A 25,756-nucleotide genomic window follows, 5' to 3' on the forward strand; every position below is an offset into this window, starting at 1 on the left:
CCCGGAGAACCGGGCGGCCATTCTCCAGGAGCCATCGAGGGCAACCACGCCATCAGCCACACCCGGTCCTCCCGGACCGACCAACATTCTTAAGGGCCCCGCCATGAGCGTGACGAATCGGTACCGGGACGCCTGGGAGGGCTTCTGGAGCGAGGCGCCCGAGGAGCCCGGGGCGGTGATCTGGGACGCCGAGCCGGCCCTCACCGCGGAGCGCCACCTCGCCCTGTTCCGGCCCCACCTGCACGACCCGCACCTGCCGGTGGTCGACCTGGGCTGCGGCAACGGCCGCCAGACCCGCTTCCTCGCCGAGCACTTCCCCCGGGCCGTCGGCGTCGACCTGTCCGGCACCGCCGTCGAGCTCGCCCGGCGCCAGGACCGGGCCGGACGGGCCGAGTTCGCCCAGCTGGACGCCACCGACCCGGCCGCCGTCCGGGCCCTGCACGAGCGCCTGGGCGATGCCAACGTGTACGTGCGCGGGGTGATCCACCAGAGCGAGCCGGCCGACCGCCGACCGGTCGCCGAGGCGGTCGCCACCCTGCTCGGATCGCGCGGCCGGGCCTTCCTGGTCGAACTGGCCGAGTCCGCCAAGGAGGTGCTCAGGGGGCTCGCCCAGTCCCCGGCCGGGCCGCCCGCGAAGCTGCGCCCGGTCCTCGCCCACGGACTCACCCCCGCCGAGGTGGCCGACGCGGCCTTCGACGGGCTGTTCCGCTCGGCCGGCCTCACCGTCCTCGCCAGCGGAGAACTGCCGCTGTCCCTCACCGAGTTCACCCCCGAGGGCGAACGGATCGAGCTGCCCGCCTGGTGGCTGATGGTCGGCCCGGACGGCCCGGACGGCCCGCTGCCCGACCCGCGCTGAACCCGTTGACGCCGCGGCGGCGTTGGACGAGTGTCAGGACGGACGGTCGTCAGGACTGACCAGTCGTCAGGACGGACGGTCGCCAGGACTTGTCGTCGCAGCCGCTCGCGGGGCGGAGGGAGCCGGGCCATGGGCATCGCACGTCGTGATCTTCTCAGGTGGGGCGCGGGGGCGGGCGGTGCGGCCGCCGTCGGCGGCCTGCTCGGGGCACCCGCCGCCCGGGCCGCGGGCGGCCCGGCCACCCCGGGCGGGGTGCCGACGGACAGCTGGATGGGCCGGCTGGACGGCAGCCTGTCCCTGCTCGACCTCACCGTCCCGGGCACCCACGACTCCTGCTGCCAGAACCCCTGGTACGGGACGGAGTGGTCGCACACCCAGAACTGGGGCATCCCGCAGCAGTTGCAGGAGGGCGTCCGCTTCCTCGACATCCGCTGCAACGGCCTCCAGGGGGCGCCCGACGAACTCGGGATCTACCACTCCGACAACTACCAGCACATCCGGCTGCAGGACGTGCTCGACCAGTGCCGCGCCTTCCTGACGGCGCACCCGGGCGAGACGCTCCTGATGCGCCTGCGCAACGAGCGGGCCGGCGGCCAGGCCCTCGACGACCCGGAGTTCCAGCGGCGGGTCGACCACTACCTGGACACGCTGGGCTACCGCGACCTGTTCCACCTCTACGGCTGGCCCACCCTGGGCGCGGCCCGCGGCAAGGTGGTGCTGCTCGCCGACTTCGCCAACCCCTGGGGCCTGATCGACTGGTCCAGCGGCCAGAACGCCTGGTTCGACACCCAGGACGTCTGGCAGACCGGCGGCACCGACCCGCTGGGCGACAAGGGCCGGTACGTCGTCGCCCAGTTCGACAAGGCCTTCGCCAATCCGCAGTATCCGCGGATGTTCGTGAACTTCCTCAGTTACGCGGGCGGCTACTGGCCCCGGACCAGCTCGCAGGCCGTGATGGACCGGGCGGTCTACCCGTACCTGAGCGCGCGCACCCGGCAGCGCGCCCGGTTCGGCATCGTCCCGATGGACTTCCCGGACCTCCATGTGAACGTGCTGCAGATGCTCGTGGACAAGAACTTCGTGTGAACACCGGAGGGACCGTCAGGAGGAGGGCGTCGCCGTCGGCGTGAGACCGGGGGCGGTGGTGGACAGGGCCTGTGCGCGGGCGGCGGGGCCGGAGAGCGGCAGGGTGCAGTTGTCGCCGTCCTTCTGGTGGCCGCACACCTGGAGGATGGTGCCGGGCGCATCGGCGTCCACCATCATCGAGTAGTTGTCGTAGCCCCAGTGGATCAGAGCGGTCTCCTGCCCGCCGGTGCCGGTGGAGACGGTGGCGCTGTCCCCGGGGGAGCCGTCGGTGATCCCGGCCCAGGCGGCCCGGCAGCGCGGGCTGTAGTGGAGGTACAGGACGACCTTGCCGATGGTGCCGGTCAGCACGGTGTGGTCGTCGGCCTCGCACCCCATGGCCTGCGGGTCCTTGCCGGCGCAGCCGACGGACTGACAGAGCTGGGCGGGCAGGGCGCCCGTGCTCACCGCGGGCGGGGCGGGCGAGCGCCCCGAGGAGGAGGCGGCGGCGCTGCCACCGCCGTTCAGGCCGTGCAGGTAGAGGCCGGCGACCAGGAGGAGCACGGCGACGGCGGCGACCGTGACCAGGGCCTGCGGCCGCCGCCAGAGGGCGACGCGGGCGACGGGGAGGGACACCGGGACGGGCAGCGGGACGGGTACGGGGTCGGCGGCGGGGGCAGCAGCCGCGGTCGGCTCCACGGCGGTCGCGGCGGCCACGGCGGTCACTGCGCCGGGCGCGGACTCAGCGTCCCGCGCGGCCTCGGCCTGCCGCAGCAGGGAGGTGAGCAGCACGGCGTCGCAGTCCAGCGCGGCGATCAGGCCGGCCAGGGCCTGGGAGGTGATCAGCCGCTTGCCGTTCAGCCAGCGTTCCCAGGACGCCTTGCTGAGGTAGGTCAGCCGGCCGAGCTCGGCGAGCGAGATCCGGTGCGCGTCCTTGACGGCACGCAGTTCCTCGACCAGGCGTCGAGCGGGCTCCGAAAGATCGTCAGGGAGCGGTTTCCAGTGCTGACTCACGTGGGGGGCACCTCTGGCGGGTCGACGACAGGCGCGAACTGATCTTCTTTCGGATGATCAGTTTAATCTCTCCGTCCCTGGGCTCCCGCCCGGTTCGGCGCCACGTCCCGCGGAACGTCTCAAGGGATTCCTGATCCGCGTCCCAACCCGCAGCTCAGGGCCCCGGGGACGACGCACACCGTCTCAGAAGCCCCGGAGACGGTCGAAGATCGGTGCCCGATCCCGCAGAGTTGGCCGCGCCGGGTAGCCCAGAAGTCAACACCGGTTCTGGCCCGGGTAAAGACCTCGACGCAGCCAGAGCGGACGGGGGCGCTCGGTGCGGTTTTGGATCAATGCACCACAACGGTCATCTCAGAGGAAGTTCGGGGAAACCTCATGGGCCGCCACTACGCGTCCGAGATCACGTCACCATCGCCTGAGTCACTCACATCACTCACGTCACGCACATCGCCCACGTCACCCACCTCGCCCGCAACGGTCGCAGCACCCACCGCGGCGGTATCGGCCGCTACGGCCGCCGACCGGCTCGCCGGTGAGCTGCAGTCCTTGAAGAACGGTTCGGGATTCACCTACGCCCGGCTCAGCGAACGCACCCACTACGCGAAGTCCTCGTGGGAGCGCTGGGTGAACGGGAAGCAGTTCCCCCCGCGCGACGCGGTGCACAGCATCGCGACCGTCTGCGGGGGCGATGCCGAGCTCCTGCTGGAGCTCTGGCACCTCGCGGAGAGCCGACGCCTGATGTCGGCCGCGCCGGATGCCCCCGCGCCCGGCGCAGCCAGCTCCCCAACCGGGACGGCCGACGGACCGTCGGCCGACGCCCCGGGCGGGGAGGACCACCCGGAGTGCCCGCACCGTCGGCAGGCCGCCCTGCTGCGGCGGGTGGCCCTGGTCTCCCTCGCGGTCGGCGCGGGCGGGGTCCTGGCGGCCGCCGGCCGGCGGTCCGTCCGGCGGGAGGCCTGACCTCCCTGGTCCCTGTGGGCAGCACAGGAACCTCGACGAACCCGCCGGCACCACCGGCACCACCACAACAGAGCGGCACCGCGCCCTTGGGGAGGGCGCGGTGCCGCCGCCGGCGTGGCGTCCGCCGTTACGCGACGCCGTCCTGCCACCACCAGAAGCCCGAGCCGTAGCCGGAGTGCTCGATCCGGCTGTCCACGTGCTGCCAGGAGACGGTGTGGGTCTCCAGGCCCGAGAAGCCGCAGGTCTCGGCGATCCGGTAGACGTCCAGCGTGGACAGGCCGGAGACCGCGGTGTCGGCCGCCACCCCGTAGGTGTGCATGGAGTTGGAGGCCCCGCCCACGGAGGCGTTGTACGCGGTGCTGCGGAAGCCGGAGTTGATGGTGACCGCGCGGTCGCCCGCCTTCTTCCGCAGCGCCTCCAGCTTGTACATGGTGCGGCGGACGTTCTCCTTCACCTCGTCGGCGCCGACGTTGCCGCCGCCGAAGCCCGAGCCGTCGTGGCTGGTGAACTCGGACCAGTTGAAGTGGGCGGTGGAACCGTCCGACTTCTCCAGCGAGTTCAGCACGCCGAAGGTCTGCGGGCCGGCCACGCCGTCCGCGCTCAGCCCGTAGGCGGCCTGGAACCGGCGCACCGCGGCCGCGGTGCCGGGGCCGAAGGAGCCGTCCACGGCCACGTAGGTCTGCGAGGCGGAGTCGGCCGCCCAGCCCGCGACCCGGATCTGGAGTTCGGCCACGGCCGAACCGGAGGAACCCTGGCTCAGGTTGCCGGACCAGCCGTAGGCGGCGGCCGGGCGGGCGAGGCCGAGGTCGGCGACCGCGGCGAGCCCGGCGGCGGCCACCGCGCCGGTGCCGTAGCGCAGCAGGGCGCGACGGTTGAGGGAAGAGCTGTTCACCACGTGCTCCTTCGAGGAGTCGACAGGGAAGGGCGTCGGACGGGGCGGTGCGGGTGACCGGTCAGGACCTGCCGTCCGGTCAGTACCAGTTGTGGGCCTGCCAGAAGCTCCAGGCCGAGCACGGGTCACCGTAGCGGCCCTTGATGTAGTCCAGGCCCCACTGGAGCTGGGTGGCCGGGTTGGTCTGCCAGTCGGAGCCTGCGGAGGCCATCTTGTCCCCGGGCAGCGACTGCGGGATGCCGTAGGCGCCGGAGGAGGGGTTGGTGGCGTAGACCTTCCAGCCGCTCTCGTGGGTGTAGATCTGGTCCAGGCAGCCGAACTGGCCGCTGACGCTCCAGCCGTGGCTGGGGAACTTCCACTGCGCGGTGATCTGCACCGTCCGGGCGACGCCCATCGCGTTCATGGTGGCCGGGCCGGCGATGCCGTCGTTGCTCAGGTTGTGGGAGTGCTGCCAGGTGCTGACGGCGCTGGTGGTGCCCGCGCCGTAGGCGCCGTCGGCGCCCGAGCCGGCCACCCGCTGGACCTCCTCGACCTTGTTGTGCAGGGCGAGTTCGGTGCGGCCGCCGTACACGCCGTCCTCGTCGAGGCCGTTGTCGTGCTGGAAGCTGCGGACGGCGGCGGCGGTCTGCGGGCCGTAGTTGCCGTCGACGCCGCTGCTCGCGAGGTAGCCGATGCCCACCAGGTTGCGCTGGACCCAGGTGGTGCTGTCGATGGCCTGGGCCTGTGCGGGCAGCAGGGCCAGCACGGCGGCGGCGAGCACGCCTGCGGCGAGCGCGCGCAGGGCCGGGGTTCTCTTCACGGTCGATCCCATTCCGTCGGGTGCCTGTCGGTCGATCAGGCGGTGCCGACCACTCTCGGGGGGCGGCCGCCCGTCCCTCCAGCAGTCGGCGGCACCAGGGACGTCCCGGGCCCGCCGGGGACGGTGGGCAGCGGCCGTGGGACGGGCGTGGGACGGGCCCGGCCGGGAGCGGGAGCGGCGTGGGACGGGCGTCGGAGACGCGTGGGACGCGCCGCGGAGACGCGTGGGACGCCGGTGGCCGGCCCGTCGGCGCGGACGGGCCGGCCACCGGGAGGGCGGGTCAGGCCAGCAGCCGGCTCCAGGTACGGGCGTCCACCAGGCCGTCGGCCGGCAGCCCGGCGGAGGACTGGAAGGAGGTCACCCCGGCCTGGGTGCCCGGGCCGAACGCGCCGTCCACGCTCACCTGGATGCCGTGCGCGACCAGCTGGCTCTGCACGGCCTGCACCGCGCTGCCCGAGGCACCGCGGGCCAGCGGCGCCACGGCCTGGCTCCAGGTCTGGTTGCCCGCGACGCCGTCGGCCGAGGCGTGGGTGGTGTTCTGGAAGGCCGTGACGGCGGCCTGGGTCGCGGGCCCGTACGCGCCGTCCACGGTCAGCGACTGGCCGCGCTGCACCAGCAGGTACTGCAGCGTCCTCACCTGCTCGCCCGAGGCGCCGCTGCTGAGCACCGGCCAGACCGGGCCGGTCGGGTCCCCGCCGATCCGCGCGGCGACGTCCCGGCGGATCTGCGGGATCAGCGCGTAGAGGCGGTCCCCGGGGCACTCGGTGTTGTTGAAGTCCCGGTGCCCGTAGACCTGGTAGGCGCGCAGCCCGTACTGCTGGCAGATGTAGGTGATCAGGTCGATCAGCGCGGCGTACTGCTGGCTGCGCGGGTCGACGGTGCTGTACGTGCCCTCGTTCTCGATGCCGATGGCCACCGTGTTCTGCGCGGTGCAGTGGGCGCCCTCCACGTGCTGGCCGCCGCCGCGCAGGGTCGCCAGGCTGCTGTGGCGGCCCTCCATGATGTAGGCGCCGCGGCTGACGGTGAAGTGCTGGCCGGTGTCGATCCAGTGCTCGCTGTCCATCTGGTAGGTCTGCATCGAGCGGGCCAGCGCGAACGCGGCGGCCTGGGAGTAGTCCGTCACGTTGGGCGTGGCGGTGTGGTGGACGATCACCTTGTCCGGCGCGCCGGACACGAAGTTGAGCGGGCTGCTCGCCGGGCGGGCGCCCCAGGCGCCGGTGTCGGCGATCACCGGGCCGGTGGCGGCGGAGGCCACCCCGCTGGTCAGGGCGGAGCCGAGCAGGGCGCCGGTGCCGACGGCGAAGGCGCCGGCCAGGAAGGTGCGGCGGCCGGGGCCGACGGGGGCGGAGGCGGGGTCAACGGCGTTCATACGGGACTACCTGGTCCTTCGGGGGGCGGGAGGAGACGGAAGGACCCCCTGCCCCGGGCCTGCTGACGGCGCGGGGGCAGGGGGCCTGCACGGCAGTCACGCTAGGAGCGGCGCGAGCCGGTCCGCCACGCTTCGCCGTCCCCTCCCGCGTCCCAGCGCCGTCCCGGGACGACGCCGCCCGGGTCCTGGACGCCGGGCCCCGCTCGCCAGGCCCTGACTGTCAGGCCCCGCTCGTCAGGCCCTGACTGTCAGGCCCCGAGTGCCGGACCCCGCTCGTCAGGCCCGCCGCACCCGGACGCCGCTCTCGGCGATCGCCTGCTCCTGGGCGTCCGGCAGCCCCGCGTCCGTCACCAGGTCGTGGACGTCGGTGAGCGGGCAGATCGAGGCGAAGGTGACCCGGCCGACCTTGGTCCGGTCGGCGAGCACGACGGTGTGCGCGCTGCTGCGCAGGAACGCCCGGTCGGTCTGGGCCTCCATCTCGTCGTGGGTGGTGCAGCCCTGCTGGACGGTCAGCCCGTCCACGCCGATGAAGGCGAGGTCCAGGTGGTACTGGTCGAGCATCCGCTCGGCGGCCGGGCCGACCAGCTCGTAGCTGGCCGAGCGGGCCAGGCCGCCGATCACGACCAGGCGGACCTCGGGGCGGACGATCAGCTCCGCGGCGATGTTCACCGCGTTGGTGACCACGGTGAGGTTGCCGCGCTCGGCGAGCACCCGGGCCAGCTCGGTGGTGGTGGTGCCACCGGTCAGGCCGACCACGGCGCCGTCCGGCACCAGCTCGGCGGCGGCCCGGGCGATCCGGCGCTTCTCCTCCGCCTGCTGGTCGCTCCGGTGCCGCAGCGGGATCTCCAGGTTGACCGCCCCGGTCACCGCACCGCCGCGGGTGCGCTGGAGCAGCCCCTGGTCCTGCAGTTCCTGCAGGTCCCGGCGCACGGTCGCGTCGGACACCCCGAGCAGGTCGGAGAGCGTCCGCACGTCCGCGCTCCCCGCCTCGGCGATGTGCGAGACGATTCTGGCGGCGCGATCAGCTTTGAGCATGGACGGAGTGTAGTTCAGCCCGGGTCGACGGTCGGTGACTGCACCCGCGAACAGCTCCGCGCACCCTCGCGCAGCGAACCGCGCACCCCGGCGGCGGGCGGCGGTTCAGGGCGAGACGGCGGCCCGGTCCGCCGGTCGGGGCGCGGTCAGGAGGCCGAGCAGCCGGGTGACCTCGCGGGCCACCGCCGCCCTCCCCTCCCCCAGGTACGTCCGGGTGTCCACCAGTGCGGGGTCGGCGGCGAGCCGGCCGCGGACCGCCTCGGTGAAGGCCTTGTTGAGGTGGGTGGCGATGTTGACCTTCGTCATCCCGTGGGCGACCGCCGCCGCGAGCACCGGGTCCGCCACCCCGGAGGAGCCGTGCAGCACCAGCGGCACCGGGACGGCGGCCCGCAGCGCGGCGATCAGCCCGAGGTCCAGCGCGGCGGTGCGGGTGAGCATGGCGTGCGAGGTGCCGACGGCCACGGCCAGCGCGTCGACGCCGGTGCGGGCCACGAACTCGGCGGCCTGCGCCGGGTCCGTCCGGGCGCCGGGGGCGTGCACCCCGTCCTTGCCGCCGACCTCGCCGAGTTCGGCCTCCACCCAGACGCCCGCCGCCCGGCACTGCCGGGTCACCTCCGCGGTGGTGCGTACGTTCTCCTCGTACGGCAGCGCCGAGGCGTCGAACATCACCGAGCCGAACCCCAGGGCGAGCGCCTCCGCCACCAGCGACCGCTCGGTCGCGTGGTCGAGGTGGACGGCCACCGGCACGGCGGCGGCCCGGGCCACCGCGAGCGTCGCCGCGCCGATCGGCGCCAGGCCGCCGTGGTAGCGCACCGCGTTCTGGCTGAGTTGCAGCACCACCGGTGCCCCGGCGGCCTCGGCCCCGGCGACGATGGCCTCGGCGTGTTCCAGCTGGATGACGTTGAACGCCCCCACGCCGTGGCCGCCGCTCACCGCGGGCGCGACGATCTCTCCGGTTCCGATCAGGGTCACGGTGCTCCTCCGGGCTGTGCCGTCAGTGGGCGGGCGGGGCCGGCCGCGGGCGGGTGCTCCGCGGGCCGGCCGGTCACGGCTGGTCCAGCACGATCGAGCGGGTGAGGTGGCGCGGCCGGTCGGGGTCGAGGCCGCGCCGGACGGCGAGGCCGACAGCCAGGCGCTGGACCCGGACCAGTTCGGCCAGCGGGTCGAGTCCGGGCACGCTGATCGCGGCCCCGGTCGCCCCGGCCTGGTCGACCAGGCCGGTCGGCGGGGTGTCCAGGAACCAGACCAGGCCCTCGGGGCCGCTGACGCTGATCGGGCCGTGCCGGTACTCCATCGCCGGGTAGGCCTCGGTCCAGGCGGCGGAGGCCTCCCGGACCTTGAGCGCGGCCTCGTTCGCCACCCCGCAGCTCCAGCCGGTGCCGAGGAAGGTGAACTGCCGTGCCTCCAGGGCGCCCCGGGGCAGCGGCTCGGCGAGCGCCGTACGGGCCTGGGCGGGCAGGTCGGCGGGGGCGGCGCCGAGGTGGGCGCGCAGCAGGACGAGGGCGGTGGTGGCGAACCTGGTCTGGACGACGGACCGCTCGTCGGCGAACTCCAGCGCCACCAGGTGCCGGGCGGCGGCGCCGACCGGGGTCCCGGGGTCGGCGGTGATCGCGACCGTCTCGGTGCCGCCCACCCGGGCGAGGGCGTCGAGCACCTCGGTGGTGGTGCCGGAGCGGGTGAGCGCGACGATCCGGTCGTACCGGCGGCCGAGCGGGAACTCGGAGGCGGCGAAGGCGTCGGTCTCGCCGAGTCCGAGGGATTCGCGCAGCGCCGCGTAGGCCTGGGCGATGTAGAGCGAGGTTCCGCAGCCGATGACGGCGACCCGCTCACCGGGTTCGGGCAGGTGTTGCGGGGCCAGTTCCAGGGCGCGCTGCCAGCAGTCGGGCTGGCTGGCGATCTCTTCGTCGACGTGGGCCATCAGGTCCTCCTGCGCGAGACTGCACGATTGTGCGTAAAGATGATCGATTTATAGTCGAGACCTCCATCATTGCGCAACAGTGCGCAGTCCCGATCAGCTTCGAGCAGCACGCCTCGCGGCCGGTGATGGTGTGAAGAACCGGCGAAGATCATCACCCTATTCACCGATCCGAGCGATTTCGGCGCCTCGTTGTATCCGGCGGTGGCTATGCTCCCCGTACTGTGACTGAACGTCAGACGAGCCGAACAGCCCAGGAATCCGCCGATGTCGTCATCCTCGGCGCCGGACCGGCCGGACTCACCCTCGGGAACCTCCTCCACGCCGCCGGAATCGACTGCGTCGTCCTCGAACGGGCCGACCCCGACCACGTCCGGACCAGGGCCCGGGCCGGGTTCCTCGCCGCCAACACCGTCCGGGTGCTGGACCGCCACGGCCTCGCCGACGGCCTGCACCGCCACGGGAAACCGCACGGCACCTGCGAGTTCCGCACCGAGGACGGCAGCTTCCGCCTCGACTACGGCGCCCTCGGCCGCCGCGAACTCCACACCGTGTACCCCCAACAGGACCTGGTCGCCGACCTCCTGACGCACTACCTGGCAGCGGGCGGCCGGATCGCCTTCGAGACCGAGGCCCAGGTCGTCGAAGGCACCGACGGCCCCGACCCCACCGTCACCGTGCGAGACCCCGAAGGCCGCCCCGCCCGCTGGCGGGCCCGCTACGTCGCCGGCTGCGACGGCCGCCACGGCGCGGCCCGGCGCTCGCTGCCCGCCGGCACCCGCCGGTACCAGCGCGACCACGGCGTCTCCTGGCTCGCCCTGCTGGCCGAGGCGCCCCCGAGCATGGACGCCGTCGGCTACGCGATGCACCCCGACGGCTTCGCCGGCCACATGACCCGCACCGCCGACATCACCCGCTACTACCTCCAGTGCCGGCCCGGCACCCCCGCCGACGCCTGGTCGGAGGACCGGATCTGGACCGCGCTCGACCGGCGGCTGCGCGCCGACGAGCACGGACCGCTGCAGCACGGCCGGATCCTCCACCGCTCCGTCGTCCACCTGGAGTCGGACGTGCTCGACCGACTCCGGTACGGCTCACTGCTGCTGGCCGGGGACGCCGCCAGCCTCCCCGCCCCGGCCGCCGCCAAGGGCGCCAACCTGGCCGTCCTGGAGGCGGAACTGCTCGCCGAGGCACTGATCGACGAGCTCCGCCGGGGCGACGCCCGGGCACTCGACCGGTACTCCGCGCGCTGCCTCACCCACATATGGCGGGCCCAGGAGTTCGCGCACTGGATGATCCAGCTCCTGCACTCCCCCGTCGGCCAGGCAGCGGAATCGTTCTTCCACGAAGCCATGCGGCGCTCCCGCGTCGAATCCCTGCGCACCTCGCGCACCCACCAGGACTGGTTCGCCGAGAACTACGTCGGCATCTGACCCGCCCTGCCCACCGGGCGCCCCCGCCCCCGCACCGAGGACACCCTCCCCATGACCGCGACACCCCCGGACGACACCGCCCGCCTGCGTGCGACGGCCGAGTTCGTCAGGGAGCACGACACCGCGAGCCTGCTCCCGCTGCTGCTGCCCGACCTCGACGGACCGGAACTGCGGGCCGTGGCCGACCGCTGCCGCTTCTCGCACGCCGCCCTGCTCGTCCTGCCCCCGGACGGCGCCGCGCTCCGCTCCCAACTCGCCTCCTGCGGACTGGAACCCGACGCACCCGCGCAGCCCAGCGTGGTGGTCCGCAGCCGGCTCGCCCGGCGGCACGGCCGCGCCGAGGCCGAGCTCGACGTCAGCATCCTGCGCCCGCCGGTCTCCGGCCCCGACGGGGAACGCAGCGTCGAGGTGTTCGTGCTCACCGTGCCGCCCGGCTCCGACCTCGCCGAACTCGCCGCCCACGAGCGCGCCCACGAGCACGAGGCCCACCTCGCCTTCGACGTCGCCCACCCCGACCCGCTGGCGCTGCGCGGCCTGTGCGCATTGCTCACCCGGCACGGCGCCGCCCCGGACGGCGGCGGCTACAACCCCCACGAGGACTCCACCGTCCTCTACTTCACCACCCCGGGCGGCTCCCGCACCGGCTACCGGCGGGTCGAGCTGCACGCCCACGGCGACCACCGCACGGTGCTCGCCGACCACCTGGGCGAGGACCCCACCCAGCGCTCGGCCGAGACCCTGCTGCACCAGCTCACCGGCGCCTGGACCACCCAGGCCCTGGCGGTCAGCGCCCGGATCGGCCTGCCCGACGCCCTGGACACCCGCACCGCCACCGCGCCGCGGCAGCTCGCCGACGCACTCGGCGCGGACCCGCGGAGCCTCGCCACCCTGCTGCGCTACCTCGCCATGCTGGGCGTCGTCGCCGAACACCCCGACGGCTACCGGCTCACCGGCACCGGCGCCCTGCTGCGCGCCGACGCCCCGGCCTCGATGCGGCCGCTGGCGCTGATGTACGGCGGCCCGTTCTACCGGTCCTTCGCGGAGCTGGAGCACACCGTGCGCACCGGGGAGGCCGCCTTCGACCACCTCTTCGGCGAGAACCACTTCGACCACTTCGCCCGCGACCCCGAACTCGCCGAACTCTTCGACCTGTCGATGGTCGCCGGCTCCCGGATGTTCGACCCGCTCCCGGACCACCCCGTCATCACCGCCGCGGGTTCCCGCACTCCCGCCGGCACCGTCGTCGACATCGCCGGCGGCAACGGCGAACTGCTCGGCCGGCTGCTCGCCGCCCACCCCCGGCTGCGCGGCGTTCTGCTGGAACGCCCGCACGCCGTCGAGGCCGCGCGCCACCGTCTCGACGCCGCCGGGCTCGGCGGGCGCTGCGGGTACCTGACCGGCGACTTCGCCGACGTCCCCGGCGACGGCGACGTCTACGTGCTGTCCCGGGTGCTGCACGACTGGGACGACGGGCGCTGCGCCGAGATCCTGCGGCACTGCGCCCGGGCGATGCCCGCCCACGCCGACCTGCTGATCGTCGAACGGCTGCTGCCCACCGACGGCTCGCCCTCGCTGGCCACCGCGTGGGACCTGCACATGATGGTCAACACCGGCGGCCGCGAGCGCCGCGCCGACCACTACGGCCGGCTGCTCGCCGACGCCGGGCTGCACCTGCTGGAGCACCGTCCGCTCCCGCTGGGCGCCGCCGTCCTGCACGCCCGGCGGGCCGCCGTCCCGACCCCGACCGGCCCGGCCCCGACCGGCCCGTCCCCGGCCCTGGCCCGCACCGGCGCGTAGTCCTCGGGTGCCCCGCCGCCGTCGCCCCGCCGCCATCACCCCGGCGGCGGGGCACTCCGACCGCGGGTCAGGACCGGCGCGGCGCCACGTACTCGACGGTCTGCATCATCCCGAGGTCCTCGTGCTGGAGCTGGTGGCAGTGGGCGACGGCCCGGCCGGTGAAGTCCTCGTACCGGACCAGGAAGGTGACGGTGTCGCCCGGTCTGCCGCCGGCCAGGTCGACGGTGTCCTGCCAGACCGGCGGGTCGAGCCGCTCGCCGTTGCGATGGGTGACCAGGACGTGGTTCGTGTGCAGGTGGAAGGGGTGGTGGAAGGCGGGGTTGGTCTCGGCGGTGCGCAGCGTCCAGCGCTCGACGGTGTCGAGCTCCAGGGTGTGGTTGACGAAGCCGGGGTCGAACAGGCCGTAGGCCGGGTCCCGGCTGGGGTCGCCGCTGGGGTCGGCGGCGGGGGTCGGGTTGCTCCCCAGCATCCGGAAGGCGTTGGGGAACGCACCCGGGAAGACGCCCGGATCGACGTGGAAGAGCACCTCGCGGTCCGCGTCCGGGTTCGCGATGTCGCCCTCGTCGAGGAACGGCTTGCCGGCCGGGAGCGTGGTCGGCAGCTCCATCGGCGGGTCGACCGCCTCGCCCGTCACCTCGACCGTCATCAGCGGCGCGGTCAGCCCCTCGACCCGCAGGTCGTAGCTGCCGGGGTCGTCGACCCGGACCAGGACGTCGGCCCGGCCGCCCATGGTCAGGCGCACCGCATCGGTGGCGACCCCGGCCGGGAAGGTCACGCCGTCCTGGGCGATCTGGTGGAGGGCCAGGTCGCCGCCGTCGCCGGTGAGCCGCAGCACCGGCGCGGTGAACGCCGTCGCGCAGACCAGCCGCCAGCGCTGCACCTCGCCCGGGCGCAGCGTCACGGTGGGGCCGACCGCGCCGTTGACGGTCAGCACGGCCGGGACGGCGGCCAGCGCGTTGCCGGAGTCGAAGTCGGGGACCGTGCCGTCCTTGAGGCGCAGCTCGTTGAGGCAGACCACCAGGTCGGCGGCGGCCGCGATCTCGGGGACCTCGTCGACGTCGCCCTCGATGATCAGGACCCCGGCCATCCCGCCGACGATCTGCACGGAGGTGGCCCCGTGCAGGTGCGGGTGGTACCAGTAGGTGCCGGCCGGGTGGTCGGCCGGGACGTCGATGGTCGTCACGTACTGCGGTTCCGGGGCGCCGGCCTCGACCTCGTCGGCGGTGCGCGGCTCGAACACCCGGAGCACGTTGTCGGCCTCCCCGGTCGGGTCGACGTGCAGGCCGTGGGTGTGCAGGTTGAAGCTGTTGAAGCCGTGCGGCCGGTTGTGGTCGCCGTCGTGGGGTTCGTTCGGCGGCAGGCCGTTGACCTGGGTCAGCCGCAGGGTGTCCCCGGCGCGCAGCCGCAGGGTCGGACCGGGGATCGCCCCGTTGTAGGTGCGGGTGGTGACCGTCCCGTAGCCGGGCACGACGGTGTCCGTGAACCGGACGTCGAGCGTCTGCTCCAGCACCGCCCCCGCCCGGTCGGGCAGCCGCCGCGCGGTCCGCACGGCGGGCTGCGGGAACGGCTGCGGGAACGGCTGGGGGAACGGCTGCGGCGCGGGGGCGGCCGCCGCGTGCCGCCGGGAGAGGATCCCCTCGGACGCGGCCACCAGCGCGGCGGTGGGCAGCGCCTTGAGCAGCGACCGACGACTGATTCCGACATTTTCGCTCATGGTCGGGCAATCTAGGTCAACCCGTCCAGGCGGTCCGGAAAGCACACCGGGCACCGCCGGACATTGCCCGATCATGACCTCGGCCCGGCCACCTGACAGCCACCTGACGACCACCTGACCTCAGCCGGACCAGACGGTCACCGTCGCCTCCAGCTGGTAGTCCGCCGGGGCGATGGAGTCGACCTTGATCAGCGCGGTGCGGCCCCCCGGGGTCCTGAGGCAGATCATCGTCCCGACACTGACGTGGGCCGAGTCACCCGGATGGCTGGCGGCCCAGTCCGCGCAGGCGGCACCGGAGGGCGGCGCCTGGCCGGTCCAGATGCCGAAGCTGTCGTGCTCCGAGTTGATCTCCTCGCGCACCACCGCCGTCGTGGCGGTGAAGCCCGTCGCGTAGATGCCCTGGGGGAAGCCGGGGTGACGCCCCGGCGGGGTGAGGTCGAAGTCCGCCCCGCCCTCCATCGTGATGGCGACCTGGCCGCTCCAGACCACGGCGGGCCCGGCCGAGGAGGGCTGCGCGGCCGAGGAGGGCGGCGCGGCCGTGACCCCACCGGCGGTGGTCGCCACGGCGGTGGCCGGCCCCGCAGCCGCACCGCCCGGCCCCGACCCCGCGCTCACCGGCGGCGCCGTCGGCGTGCCGTCGTTCGGCAGGATCGCCGTTCCCAGGATCAGCGCCAGCACCCCGACCGCGACCACCCCGACCCGGGCGCCCCAGCTCTGCGGCCCCGGCAGGTTGATCCCGGCACCGCTCGCCGCCTCCTTCGCGAAGGCCACAACGAAGCAGAGCAACCCGAACACCCACAACGTGATGGTTCCTGCCACGGACCCCGTCCCCTGCCTGCGCCACCCAACGCGAACGCGCAGATGCTACAAGGAAGCTGACATCAGGGCAGGTCATTTCCCCCGAGGCCGGTCCGCCACCGACCACGACCGCCCGGCCCCGGCGGGAGGCAACGCCGGGGCCGGGCGGTCGTCCGCCGCCGGAGCGTCAGTTGGCCAGGCTGAAATCGCCGCCGACCGGGGCGGCGATCTTGTCGACGCCGGTCAGCGCGGTGAGCGAGGTCACCGGGCTGCTGCTGTCCGTCGTGGTGCCGTTGGCCAGCTGGCCGGAGCCGTTGGCGCCCCAGGACTGCACGGTGTTGTTGCCCAGTAGGGCGACGGTGTGCTCGCGGCCGCCGGCCACCAGCTGCACGCCCATGACCCCGGGGACGGGCACGGGGGTGATCCGGTAGTCGGTGGTGCCGTCGCCGAGCTGGCCGGAGGTGTTCTGGCCCCAGGCCTTGAGCTTGTTGTCGCTGTCGGTGACGGCCAGGCTGTGGTTGCAGCCCGCCGCGAGCTGCGAGACCCCGCCCAGCCAGATGCCCTGGGTGTCGACCGGGGTGTAGCGGCTGATGGTGCTGTTGTCACCGAGCTGGCCGGTGGCGTTGTAGCCCCAGGCCTTCACCGCATTACCGCTGGTGGGCTTGGACGGGCCGCTCGGCGGGCCGACCAGGGCCAGGTTGTGGTTGCAGCCGGCGGCGATCCTGGTCACCCCGGTCAGGTTGCTGACCGGGGAGGGGACGTTGCGGCTGGCCGAAGTGCCGTCGCCCAGCTGGCCGTTGATGTTGTAGCCCCAGGCCCAGACGGTGCCGTCCTCGCGCAGCGCGAGGCTGTGGTTGAGGCCGCCCGCGATCGCGACCACCTTGTTGAGGCCCTCGACCCGCACCGGCACGCTGCTGTCCGTGTTGGTGCCGTTGCCCAGCTGGCCGTAGTTGTTCTTCCCCCAGGCCACCACGGTCTGGTCGGCCAGCAGCGCGAGGCTGTGCGAGCCGCCCGCGGCGATGTCGGTGGCGTTGGCGAGGTTGACCACCTGGCCGGGCGCGTTGTGGCTGAACACCGAGCCGTCGCCCAGCTGACCGGAGCCGTTGGCGCCCCAGGACTGGACCGTACGGTCGGTCAGCAGCGCCAGGCCGTGGCCGTTGGTGGGCCCGGCACCGCCGGCGGCGATCTTCACCACCTCGGCGCTGGTCAGCCCCAGCACGGTGGTGGCGGTGGTGCGGAAGTCCGTCCAGGTGCCGTCGCCGAGCTGGCCGGAGCGGTTGTTGCCCCAGGACTTGAGGCGCTTCTCCTGGGCGTGCGCGGTGCCGGCCGGCACCGCCGCCAGGCCGAGCGCGGTCAGCGCGGCCACCGCGGCGGCGAGCGCCGGACGCTGCCGACTCCGCTGCACGGTAGGGGAGTTCGTCATGTGCTGCCTTCCTGCATGAAGGGGTGGGAGGTCAGCGCGCGAGGCTGAAACTGCCGCTGGAGGGGGCGGCGACCATGGCGACGCTGCCGGACTTGGCCAGCACCTGCACCGGGGTGAGGCGCTGGGTGGTGGTGCCGTCGCCCAGCTGGCCCTTGTCGTTGAGGCCCCAGGACTGGACGGTGCCGTCGCCGAGCACCGCCAGGTTGTGGCCGGCGCCGGAGGCGATGCCGACCACACCGGCCGCCCCGAGGACGGGCACGCTGGTGTTGCGCTGGGTGGTGGTGCCGTCGCCGACCTGGCCGTTGGCGTTGTTGCCCCAGGCGCGCAGGGTGCGGTCCTGGAGCAGGGCGACACTGTGGGTGGCGCCGGCGGCGAGCGCGGTGACGTTGGTGAGCTCCAGCACCTGCACCGGGTAGGGCTTGTTGTTGTTGACGGCCGGAGTGGTGGTGGTCGCGGTGTCGTCGCCCAACTGGCCCTTGTCGTTGAGGCCCCAGGACATCACCGTGCCGTCGGCGAGCAGCGCCAGGGCGTGCGAGGCCCCGGCGGTGATGCCCTTGACGGTGGTCAGCTCGGGCACCTGGACGGCGGTGGTACGGGTGGCCGGGGTCGGGTTGGGCACGGTGGCGGTGGAGCTGGCCGGCCTGGGGGTGACGCCGAGCTGGCCCTTGTCGTTGTTGCCCCAGGTCTTGACCGTGCCGTCCTTGAGCAGCGCCATGCTGAACGTGTCGCCGGCCGCGATCGCCTTCACGTCCGCGAGCCCGGCGACGGTCACCGGGAGCGAGGCGTTGGTGGTGGTCCCGTCGCCCAACTGGCCCTTGTCGTTGAGGCCCCAGGACATCACCGTGCCGTCCTTCAACAGGGCGAGGGCGTGCGAGCCGCCCGCGGCGATCGCGTCGACCCCGCCCAGCCCGGCGACCAGGCCGGGCACCGCCCACTCGTCGGTGGTGCTGGTGGCGCCGTTGCCCAGCTGGCCCTTGTCGTTCTTGCCCCAGGCCTCGACGGTGCCGTTGGCGAGCAGGGCGAGGCCGAAGCCGCTGCCGGCCGAGCCACCGGTGCCCCCGGCGGCGACGGAGTTGAGCTCGGCCCCGGACAGTCCGACCACCGAGGTCGGGGTGAGCCGCTGGGTCTTGGTGCCGTCGCCCAGCTGTCCGCTGGTGTTCAGCCCCCAGGCGCGCAGCCGCAGGTCGTACGCGGAGGCGGCGGAGGTGGGCAGCGCGACGGAGCCCAGCAGGGCCAGGCTCGCCACCAGGGCGGGGGCGGCGGTCGCGGGCAGGGCGCGGAGCTTGCGGTGCAGCGGGTGCATCTCTTCCTCACGTTCGGGCGGGTACGGGGGCATGGGGATGCCCGGGCGACGGCAGGAGGGTGCCGCCGCTCGGGGTCGGGCCGGCGGTGCGTCAGAGGCAGGTGCGTCAGAGGCAGGGGCGCGCCGGGCCGCGGCGGACGGGCCCGCCGATGACCAGGGCGGGCGGCGGCAGCGGACGGTGGTGGGCCTGGGTGGCGGCCTCGCCGCAGGGCGACACCGGGCGCACCCCGGCCGGGGCGGCCGCGGCGGCGGGGGTCGCGCCCAGCAGGGGCAGGGCAAGGAGCAGGACGCAGATCTTCGGGGCTCGGGCCGTTCCGGAATGGGGTGACATGTCGTCCCTCGCGGTGCGGCCGCGCGACGGCACGGCCGCACGGCCTGGATGGGAATGAAGATCGGATTCCCGGAATACCTGCCCCGTGATCGGAACGGCCGTGCGGTATCGAACGGGTTTCCACCTTGTTGGCTCAGCCCGATCGTTCGTCGTCGCCCTATCGGACCGTCAGCTGTTGCGGACAGTGACCGGGGCCCGAAGCATGGACCGCCGGGGCCCGGTGATCATCAGTCGCCTCGATCGCAACTGCCCGCCACATCCGCCGAATTCAGTGGGAGAGACCGTGCCGCGAGCGAAACGAGCCAGACTTCTTGCCGTCACCCTCGGTGGCGCCATCGCCCTGGCGACCCCGACGCCCTCGGGGGCGGAGGACACCCAGCCGGCCGTGGTCCCGAACGGCACGTTCTCCTCGCCCACCGTCCCCGCCGGTACCACCTGGGTCCCGGGCGTCGACGGCTGGACCGGCGGAGGGGTCGGCTCGGCCGCCCGCGCCGCCCACCCGCAGGGCTTCCAGGCCGCCTCGCTGCACTGGGGCAGCAAGGCGGTCCCGCTCAGCACCCGGCTGCGCGGCGTACGGACGGGTGCCACGGTGACGCTGACCTGGGACGACAACCCCGACAGCTGCCCGCCCCAGGGCGCCGCCAAACGGACGTACACCGTGTCGGTCGCGGGCCCGGCCAACACGCCCGGCGCTTTCAGCACCAACACCCCCAACGGCAGCGCGAACTGGTACCTGGGGCGGGCCTACTCCTTCACCGCCGCCGAGGACGCACCGCAGATCACCTTCGCCTCGACGACCACCGACTACCTCAACTGCGGCCTGCTCATCACCAACGTCGCCGCCAAGCAGACCGCCCCGCTCCAGACCCCGCCCCGGCAGGACCCGTGCTCAGGAGACGCGGCCAGCAGCCCCTCCTGCAAGGACGTCGCCGACAACAAGGACCAGATCTCCAAGTGCCCGCCCAGCAACAAGGACTGCCTGGCGAGCGTCGCCGGGAACGGCAAGGAGCAGCACGACGGCATCGACAAGGAGACCCAGGCGCTGGACGCCTTCAACAAGGTCCCCCGCGACCAGGACCCGAACACGGCCGTCTCCGAGCTGTGCACCCTGCCCAACGCGCTCACCGACGGGGTCAAACCCGGTGACGCCGTCATCCCGCCGAGCGACTGGTGGGTCTGCTGATGGGGCGCCGCCTGCTGCTCCGCACCGGGTCCTCCCTGGCGGCGGCCGGCCTCGCCCTCGCCGCCGGGCCGCCCGCGCGGGCCGCCGACACGGTGGACGTCCCGGTGGCCAACGGCACCTTCGCCCAGCCCGTCGCGCCCGACAACGGGACCGCCGCCGGGCACACCGACTGGTCACCGGAGAACAACGGCGTGGTCTTCGGCAAGGCCCTCGCCCAGCACCCCTCCGGCTACCAGGCGGCCTCGCTCAACTGGAACGGCGCCGCCCTCGCCCTGCGCACCCGGCTGTGGGGCGTGAAGGCGGGCTCGCACATCACACTGAGCTGGGACGACAGCCCGGGCGTGGACCGGCGCTGCACCTCCGCGCAGCTCAAGGACGGCCAGACGTACAACGTCTCGCTGATCGCCCCCGGCAACCCGCCGGACCCGCAGATCACCACCAGGGGCACCGACACCGTCGGCACCGCCAGCTGGACCACCGGGCGGACCTTCGGCTTCGACGCCCCCGAGGACAACCCGATGGTCTCCTTCGACTCCGCCGAGCAGCGCGACTCGCGCTCCTGCGGCCCGCTGATCACCAACGTCACCGCCCGGCAGACCCCGGCCCCGGTCGACCAGAAGGTCCGCAAGGAGCAACTGCCCGCCCCCAAGGCCTACAAGGGCAACGAGCCGCTGGAGCCGGGCATCGCGGTGGACGACTGCGAAGGCGCGGCGGCCAACTGCGTGTTCACCGTGGACAAGGGGTCCTCCTACCAGTACTACGGCCAGACCAGGATCATCGGCGAGGTCTACCTCAACTGCAGCCGCAACGCCGTCGTCGACGACCGGCGGATCGAGGTCACCGAGCCGCCGTACGACAACCTCACCCAGTACTACGCGCTCAAGGGCACCCCGCTGACCCCCAACCGCTCCGACATCTCGCAGAGCCGCCCCAACCTGGCCGCCCAGGCCGCCGCCGGGTTCAGCGCGGCGGGCGGCAACCCGGCGGCCGTCTCCACCGGCAACCCGCTCACCTGGAGCCGGACCAGCACCAAGGGGATCAACCCCACCATCCAGCCGGGCGAGGTGAGTTGGATCGAGGTGCAGCCGGCCCGGGAACGGGTGACGGGCAGTTTCAGCAACGCCCGCAACAAGTACCGGCTGGACGCGATCTTCGACGTCCCGGCCACCTCCCTGCCGGACCGGTACTTCCAGCGCACCGGCCCGCTCACCGACGTCGAGCTCCAGCGCTGCGGCTCCGCCCGGCCGACCGCCGGCACCCCGGACAACGGCGCCGGGCCGGACAAGCGCCTGCTGGCCGTCGACGCGCCGCCCGCCGGGGTGGCGACCAGGACCGTCCCGCTCAACCCCTGAACCCGCTCAACCCCTGAACCCGCTTGCCCCCCTTGAACGGCCGCCCGCCCGTGCGTACGGGCGGGCGGCCGGACCGCTGGACGGCGGGGGTCAGACCAGCGGTGCCCAACTCCCCTCGGGTGTCCGCCGGTACCGGGCGGTGGGCCGGGCTCCGCCCCGGTGCGGCGGCACCTCGACCAGGCCGCCCTCCGGGGCAGCGGCCGCCGCGCGGCCACCCGGGCCCGGCGTGGGGTCGGGCGCCGGGGTGAAGCCGGGACGCACCGTGAGGCAGTAGTTCAGCGCGCTGAACGTCTGCGCCACCACGGTGCTGACGTTCACGCTCGACGGGCTGTCCACCACGATGTTCTTCACCAGCTTGCCGGTGCCGTTCACGCTCAACTCGCCGACCGTGCGGGTCATCGCGTTCAGCACCCCGAACTGCAGCTCGTCGCCCGACTTCACGGTGAACTTCACCTGGGTGGTCTCGGTGCTGGTCCGTTTCCAGGTGTGCGAGTACGCGGCCTGGAAGGCGAGCGCGTAGCTGGCCTGCGCGCTGAGCTTGAGCTCGGCGGAGCCGGAGACCGTGCCGCCGACGCCGATCGAGGCGCCGTTGACGACGTCCGTGGTGGGGCCCTTGTCCGCCGACGGGCCGTGGTCCGTGTGGCTGATCCCGGTGGTGTTGTCGACGCCGGCGCTGGCCTCCACCGTGGTGGTGTTGTCGACGGTGCCCACCAGGGTCGCGCTGCCGGAGATCTCGCCCGCGATGTTGTCGGTGGTGCTCGACTCCAGCGACACCGTCCGCTCCACCGTCATCGGCTTGTTGGTGCAGTTGATCACCGCGTTCCCGGCCGAGACCACCGCCGTGGTGCGCTCCCGGGAGAGCCCCGGGATGATCCGGAACGAGCACCCGTGTTCCTGCCCGCAGCCGTGCGCCACGGCGCGGGCGTCGGGCAGCGGGGCGCCCCCGTCGAAGGCCTGAGCCACCAGGGGCGCGTCCGGATCGGCCGCCGGGGCGTCGGCGCCGCCCTCGGCGAGGGCGGGCGCGACCGAGGCCAGCAGGGTGGCCAGCGCGGCCGTCAGGACCAGCGAGCGGTACGGCACGGCGTGCCCCGCCCGGCGCTTCACCGCTGCTCCCAGGTGGCCTGCGCGGTCCGGACGTACACGGCGTCCGGCGCCCGCCCCGGCGGCTCCGGCGCGGTCTCGATCAGCCCGCCGCCGGCCGACCGGCGACCGCCCGGGCCCGGGTTGCCGCCGGAGCCCGAACTCGGGCGCAGCGAGAGGCACTTGTCCGGCCGGGCGAAGGTCTGGGCGACCACCGAGCTGACGTTGACGCTGGAGGGGCTGTCCACCGTCACGTTCTTGATCAGCTTGTCGGTGCCGTTCACCGCCAGCTCCCCGACCGTGCGCGCCGTCGCGTTCAGCACCCCGAACTGGATCTCGTCACCGGGGCTGACGGTGAAGACCACCCTGGTGGACTCGGTGCTCTGGACCTGCCACTCGCGCGAGAAGGAGGCCTTGAAGGCCTGGGCGTAGGTGGCCTTGGCGCCCAGGTGCAGCGCGTTGGAGGCGCCGACCGTCACCGGGAAGGCGACGGTGTTCTCCACCTTGTCCTCCGTGTACGGGCCGGTGTCCTTGTTCGGCCCGACCTGGTTGACACTGTTGGTCATGCCCGGCTTCACGGTGCCCGTGGCGGCGGCGGTCACCGTGGTGTCCACCCCGCCCTCCAGGGTGGCGGTGCCGGAGATCGCGCCGCTGATGTTGTCGGTGCTGCTGGTCACGAAGGTGACGGTGCGGTCGATCTCCATGTCCGAGTCGGTGCAGTTGATCGCCGCGTTGCCCACCGAGAGCACGGCGCCCATGAACTCGCGCGGCGCCCGGTCGTACATCCGGAAGCTGCACGCCGAGGGCTTGTCGCACAGCCTGGTCACCTCCGCCGCGGAGGCCAGCGGCTTCTCCCCGGCCAAGGCCTGCGCCACCGGGAGCGCCGGGCGAGCGGCCCCGCCGCCGTCGGCGGCGCCGCTCGGCACCGCGAGCGGGACCAGGACGGCTATGGCGGCCCCGGGGACCAGCAGGGCGAACCGGGCGGCGTACCGCCACGTCGGCGGGCGTGCGGAGACGACCACGGATGCTCTCCTCTTCCTCGGAGGGTGGGTGCCGACCGGGTCGGGCCGGGCCCGGGCCGGTGGTTCCGGTGCCCGGGTGCTCCCGTGCCAGAGTGCCCGGGTGCTCCGGTATCAGGGTGCTCCGGTGCCCGGGGTGCGTCGGCTTCCCCATCCTCCGCGAGAGTCGCATCGCAAGCGAACGGTCGGCGCGTGATCGTGCGCCATTCGATGATCCGTCAGTGCGCGCCCGTCAGTTGCCGGGCCGCTCCGGAGGCCGGGCGTCGATCTCGGCCCAGACCGTCTTGCCGTCGTCGTGCGGCACCGCGCCCCAGCGGGTGGCGGCCTTCTGCACGATGAACAGCCCGTGCCCGCCCGGCAGGCCCGGGCGGTGCGGCCGGCGCGGCTCGGGCAGGTCGGTCGAGCGGTCGCTGACCTCGATCCGCAGCCGGGCCGCGGAGGCGTCCAGGACGAGGTCGACGGGGCCGCCCGCGTGCAGCATGGCGTTGGCGACCAGTTCGGCGACCAGCAGCACGATGTCGTCCTCGGCCCCGCCCGGGCCGGTCGGCCAGGACCAGTCGGCGACGGCCTGCGCGGTGTACGCCCGGGCCCGGGCGACGGGCTTGGGCTGCCCGGCCAGGTGCAGGCGCCGGCGCTGGCCGCCGGGCGGCAGGGTGGGTCCGGTGCCCGGCCGGTCGCCGTCCAGGGTGGCCCGGCTGGTCGTCATGTGCGGGTTCCCCTTCGGTTCCGGTTCGGTTCCCGTTCGGTTCCGGCGCCGTGCTCCCGGCGCCGGGTGCCGCTGTGTACGGCTGTGTACCACTGCGTACCGCTGTGTTCCACGTCGTTCCGCTGTCGTCTGCTCGGTTTCCCGACCACAAACGAATTATGCGTGCCGACGGGCGGCCGCGGCGCTCACCGGGGTGCGGTGGCCGCGGCCTCCACGGTCGGGTGGAGCGAGAACACGGCGTCCGTGCAGGTCAGTTCCAGCAGCCGCTGCACCGTGACGGACGGCGCCGCGAGCCGGAAGTCCACGTCCGCCGCCGCGGCCGAGAGCCGGGTCTGCAGCAGCAGGTTGAGGCCGGAGGAGTCGCAGAAGCCGACCTGGGCGAGGTCGACGACGAGCAGCGGCGGGCGCTGCTCCACCAGTTGGTCGAGGGTGCTCCGGGCGGGGGCCAGGGTCTCGATGTCGAGATCGCCGGCCAGGGCGCAGACGGCCGCCCCCGCGTCGGTGCACCAGGTGTGCACGGCCAGGTCGGGCCCGAGCGGGGCGCCCGCCCCGGAGGCGTCGGAGGGTGCGGTGGTCGGCGGCACGGTCACGGACTCGTTCTCTGCGGGCATCGTCTTCTCGGCTGGCATCGTCGTCGTGTTCCCCTCAACGGGTGTGCTCCACGAGCGTACGCACGCCACCCGGCCCGGGACCAGGCCGGGGGGCAAACCGGCCGGGTGGCGGTGGGTGGCGTGCGTCGTGTGGCGGTGCGCCCGGTGACCGTGCGGCGGTTCAGTCGGCGGTGAGGTCCGCGCGCAGGTGTTTCAGGGTCCGGCTGAGGAGCCGGGAGACGTGCATCTGGGACAGCCCCAGGCGGGCACCGATCTGCGACTGGGTGAGCTCCTCGCCGAAGCGCATCGACAGGATCTGCCGGTCGCGTTCCGGCAGGGCGGCGACCAGGGGCTTGAGCACGATCAGGTTCTCCACCGTGTCGAACCGCGGGTCCTCCTCGCCGAGCCGCTGGGCGAGCGGGCCCAGCTCCTCCTCACTCTCGGTCACCGGGGCGTCCAGGGATCCCGCGGTGTGGCCGTTGGCGGCGGCGAGGCCCTCGACCACCTCCTCCGGCGACAGGTCGAGGTGCTCCGCCAGCTCGGCCACCGTGGGCGCCCGGCCCAGCCGTTGGAACAGCACGTCGCGGGCCTTGGCAAGGGTGATGCGCAGTTCCTGGAGGCGGCGCGGCACGTGCACGGCCCAGGTGGAGTCCCGGAAGTGGCGGCGGATCTCGCCGAGGATGGTCGGCAGCGCGAAGGTCACGAACTCGGCGCCGTGGTCCGGGTCGTAGCGGTCGATCGCCTTGATCAGGCCGAGCGAGCCGACCTGGAGCAGGTCCTCCTCGGGCTCCTGGCGGTTGCCGACCCGGCGGATCGCGAAGCGCACCAGCGACAGGTTGAGCTCGATCAGCGTGGCCCGGACGTACGAGTACTCGGGAGTGCCCTCCTCCAGCGTGGCGAGCCGGGCCAGCAGCACCCTGGTCAGCTCCCGCGCGTCTGCGGGGGCGACCTGCTGCGGGTCCTCGATGCCGGCGAGCTCGGGCAGTTCCGGGTGCCCCGGGAGCCCGGGGAGCCCGTGGACGACGGCCCGGCGGGCGGCCGGCGCGGCCTGGTCCGGGGCCGGGGCGGTCACGCGGTGGAGGAGTTCGTCACTGGTCGTGGCCATGTCGGTCCTTTCCCCTCGGC

General features: G+C 73.8%; 24 protein-coding genes. 7 read left to right on the forward strand and 17 right to left on the reverse strand.

The window, feature by feature from the left end; all coding sequences use genetic code 11:
• Positions 1-103: 103 nt before the first annotated feature.
• A complete protein-coding gene (locus AB0F71_RS16825) occupies positions 104-856 on the forward strand; it encodes a class I SAM-dependent methyltransferase (RefSeq protein ID WP_360234083.1) in 753 nt (250 codons plus the stop codon).
• 129 nt (positions 857-985) lie between these two features.
• On the forward strand, positions 986-1,942 hold the full coding sequence (locus tag AB0F71_RS16830; RefSeq protein ID WP_360234086.1) for a phosphatidylinositol-specific phospholipase C: 957 nt from the start codon (positions 986-988) through the stop codon (positions 1,940-1,942).
• A gap of 15 nt (positions 1,943-1,957) precedes the next feature.
• Here the strand turns inward: AB0F71_RS16830 and AB0F71_RS16835 are convergent, their stop codons facing one another.
• A complete protein-coding gene (locus AB0F71_RS16835; protein WP_360234089.1) occupies positions 1,958-2,932 on the reverse strand; it encodes a DUF2690 domain-containing protein in 975 nt (324 codons plus the stop codon).
• A 375-nt stretch (positions 2,933-3,307) separates the two neighbouring features.
• Here AB0F71_RS16835 and AB0F71_RS16840 point away from each other — a divergent pair, with 375 nt between their 5' ends.
• Positions 3,308-3,892, forward strand: a complete 585-nt coding sequence (locus tag AB0F71_RS16840; RefSeq protein WP_360234091.1) for a helix-turn-helix domain-containing protein — start codon at positions 3,308-3,310, stop codon at positions 3,890-3,892.
• A gap of 127 nt (positions 3,893-4,019) precedes the next feature.
• Here the strand turns inward: AB0F71_RS16840 and AB0F71_RS16845 are convergent, their stop codons facing one another.
• From AB0F71_RS16845 to AB0F71_RS16870, 6 genes are all read right to left on the reverse strand, one after another.
• Positions 4,020-4,784 carry a D-Ala-D-Ala carboxypeptidase family metallohydrolase gene (locus AB0F71_RS16845; protein ID WP_360234094.1) on the reverse strand — a complete coding sequence of 255 codons (765 nt, stop codon included), beginning with the start codon at positions 4,782-4,784 and terminating at the stop codon, positions 4,020-4,022.
• A 79-nt stretch (positions 4,785-4,863) separates the two neighbouring features.
• On the reverse strand, positions 4,864-5,583 hold the full coding sequence (locus AB0F71_RS16850; RefSeq protein WP_360234096.1) for a peptidoglycan-binding protein: 720 nt from the start codon (positions 5,581-5,583) through the stop codon (positions 4,864-4,866).
• A gap of 280 nt (positions 5,584-5,863) precedes the next feature.
• Entirely contained in the window at positions 5,864-6,952 is a 1,089-nt protein-coding gene (locus AB0F71_RS16855; protein ID WP_360234099.1) for an N-acetylmuramoyl-L-alanine amidase, read from the reverse strand.
• Positions 6,953-7,228: 276 nt separating this feature from the next.
• Positions 7,229-7,987, reverse strand: coding sequence for a DeoR/GlpR family DNA-binding transcription regulator (locus AB0F71_RS16860; protein ID WP_360234102.1), 759 nt, complete (start codon positions 7,985-7,987; stop codon positions 7,229-7,231).
• Positions 7,988-8,092: 105 nt separating this feature from the next.
• Positions 8,093-8,959 carry a class II fructose-bisphosphate aldolase gene (locus AB0F71_RS16865; protein WP_360234104.1) on the reverse strand — a complete coding sequence of 289 codons (867 nt, stop codon included), beginning with the start codon at positions 8,957-8,959 and terminating at the stop codon, positions 8,093-8,095.
• A 73-nt stretch (positions 8,960-9,032) separates the two neighbouring features.
• A complete protein-coding gene (locus tag AB0F71_RS16870; protein ID WP_360234107.1) occupies positions 9,033-9,905 on the reverse strand; it encodes a sugar isomerase in 873 nt (290 codons plus the stop codon).
• Positions 9,906-10,126: 221 nt separating this feature from the next.
• Between AB0F71_RS16870 and AB0F71_RS16875 the strand changes: the two genes are divergently transcribed.
• Together AB0F71_RS16875 and AB0F71_RS16880 are read left to right on the forward strand one after the other, a co-directional pair.
• Positions 10,127-11,335, forward strand: coding sequence for a 4-hydroxybenzoate 3-monooxygenase (locus AB0F71_RS16875; RefSeq protein ID WP_360234110.1), 1,209 nt, complete (start codon positions 10,127-10,129; stop codon positions 11,333-11,335).
• 51 nt (positions 11,336-11,386) lie between these two features.
• Complete coding sequence (locus AB0F71_RS16880; RefSeq protein WP_360234113.1) at positions 11,387-13,132, forward strand: methyltransferase; 1,746 nt, start codon at positions 11,387-11,389, stop codon at positions 13,130-13,132.
• Between the two features lie 67 nt (positions 13,133-13,199).
• Here AB0F71_RS16880 and AB0F71_RS16885 read toward each other — a convergent pair whose 3' ends face one another.
• From AB0F71_RS16885 to AB0F71_RS16905, 5 genes are all read right to left on the reverse strand, one after another.
• Positions 13,200-14,846 carry a multicopper oxidase domain-containing protein gene (locus AB0F71_RS16885; protein ID WP_360234116.1) on the reverse strand — a complete coding sequence of 549 codons (1,647 nt, stop codon included), beginning with the start codon at positions 14,844-14,846 and terminating at the stop codon, positions 13,200-13,202.
• A gap of 120 nt (positions 14,847-14,966) precedes the next feature.
• A complete protein-coding gene (locus AB0F71_RS16890; RefSeq protein WP_360234119.1) occupies positions 14,967-15,665 on the reverse strand; it encodes a hypothetical protein in 699 nt (232 codons plus the stop codon).
• Between the two features lie 166 nt (positions 15,666-15,831).
• Positions 15,832-17,067 (reverse strand): hypothetical protein, encoded by a 1,236-nt coding sequence (locus AB0F71_RS16895; protein ID WP_360234122.1) that lies wholly within the window; start codon positions 17,065-17,067, stop codon positions 15,832-15,834.
• Between the two features lie 31 nt (positions 17,068-17,098).
• Positions 17,099-18,370 (reverse strand): hypothetical protein, encoded by a 1,272-nt coding sequence (locus tag AB0F71_RS16900; protein WP_360234125.1) that lies wholly within the window; start codon positions 18,368-18,370, stop codon positions 17,099-17,101.
• A 106-nt stretch (positions 18,371-18,476) separates the two neighbouring features.
• A complete protein-coding gene (locus AB0F71_RS16905; RefSeq protein ID WP_360234128.1) occupies positions 18,477-18,701 on the reverse strand; it encodes a hypothetical protein in 225 nt (74 codons plus the stop codon).
• Between the two features lie 283 nt (positions 18,702-18,984).
• Here AB0F71_RS16905 and AB0F71_RS16910 point away from each other — a divergent pair, with 283 nt between their 5' ends.
• Both AB0F71_RS16910 and AB0F71_RS16915 read left to right on the forward strand, forming a co-directional pair.
• The gene (locus tag AB0F71_RS16910) at positions 18,985-19,884 is read left to right on the forward strand and encodes a hypothetical protein (protein ID WP_360234131.1); all 900 of its coding nucleotides are present in this window, start codon (positions 18,985-18,987) and stop codon (positions 19,882-19,884) included.
• The gene (locus tag AB0F71_RS16915; RefSeq protein ID WP_360234134.1) at positions 19,884-21,236 is read left to right on the forward strand and encodes a hypothetical protein; all 1,353 of its coding nucleotides are present in this window, start codon (positions 19,884-19,886) and stop codon (positions 21,234-21,236) included. Before AB0F71_RS16910 ends, AB0F71_RS16915 begins: the two co-directional genes overlap by 1 nt.
• A 90-nt stretch (positions 21,237-21,326) precedes the next feature.
• Here AB0F71_RS16915 and AB0F71_RS16920 read toward each other — a convergent pair whose 3' ends face one another.
• From AB0F71_RS16920 to AB0F71_RS16940, 5 genes are all read right to left on the reverse strand, one after another.
• On the reverse strand, positions 21,327-22,340 hold the full coding sequence (locus AB0F71_RS16920) for a hypothetical protein (protein ID WP_360234137.1): 1,014 nt from the start codon (positions 22,338-22,340) through the stop codon (positions 21,327-21,329).
• On the reverse strand, positions 22,337-23,338 hold the full coding sequence (locus AB0F71_RS16925; protein ID WP_360234140.1) for a hypothetical protein: 1,002 nt from the start codon (positions 23,336-23,338) through the stop codon (positions 22,337-22,339). The genes AB0F71_RS16920 and AB0F71_RS16925 overlap by 4 nt, the downstream gene beginning before the upstream one ends.
• Before the next feature lie 229 nt (positions 23,339-23,567).
• Positions 23,568-24,041, reverse strand: coding sequence for an ATP-binding protein (locus AB0F71_RS16930; protein ID WP_360234143.1), 474 nt, complete (start codon positions 24,039-24,041; stop codon positions 23,568-23,570).
• Between the two features lie 185 nt (positions 24,042-24,226).
• Complete coding sequence (locus AB0F71_RS16935; RefSeq protein ID WP_360234146.1) at positions 24,227-24,670, reverse strand: STAS domain-containing protein; 444 nt, start codon at positions 24,668-24,670, stop codon at positions 24,227-24,229.
• Positions 24,671-24,812: 142 nt separating this feature from the next.
• Positions 24,813-25,736 (reverse strand): RNA polymerase sigma factor SigF, encoded by a 924-nt coding sequence (locus AB0F71_RS16940; protein ID WP_360234149.1) that lies wholly within the window; start codon positions 25,734-25,736, stop codon positions 24,813-24,815.
• Positions 25,737-25,756: the final 20 nt, after the last annotated feature.

The sequence above is a fragment of the Kitasatospora sp. NPDC028055 genome, from assembly GCF_040637885.1.
Taxonomy (GTDB): Bacteria; Actinomycetota; Actinomycetes; order Streptomycetales; family Streptomycetaceae; genus Kitasatospora.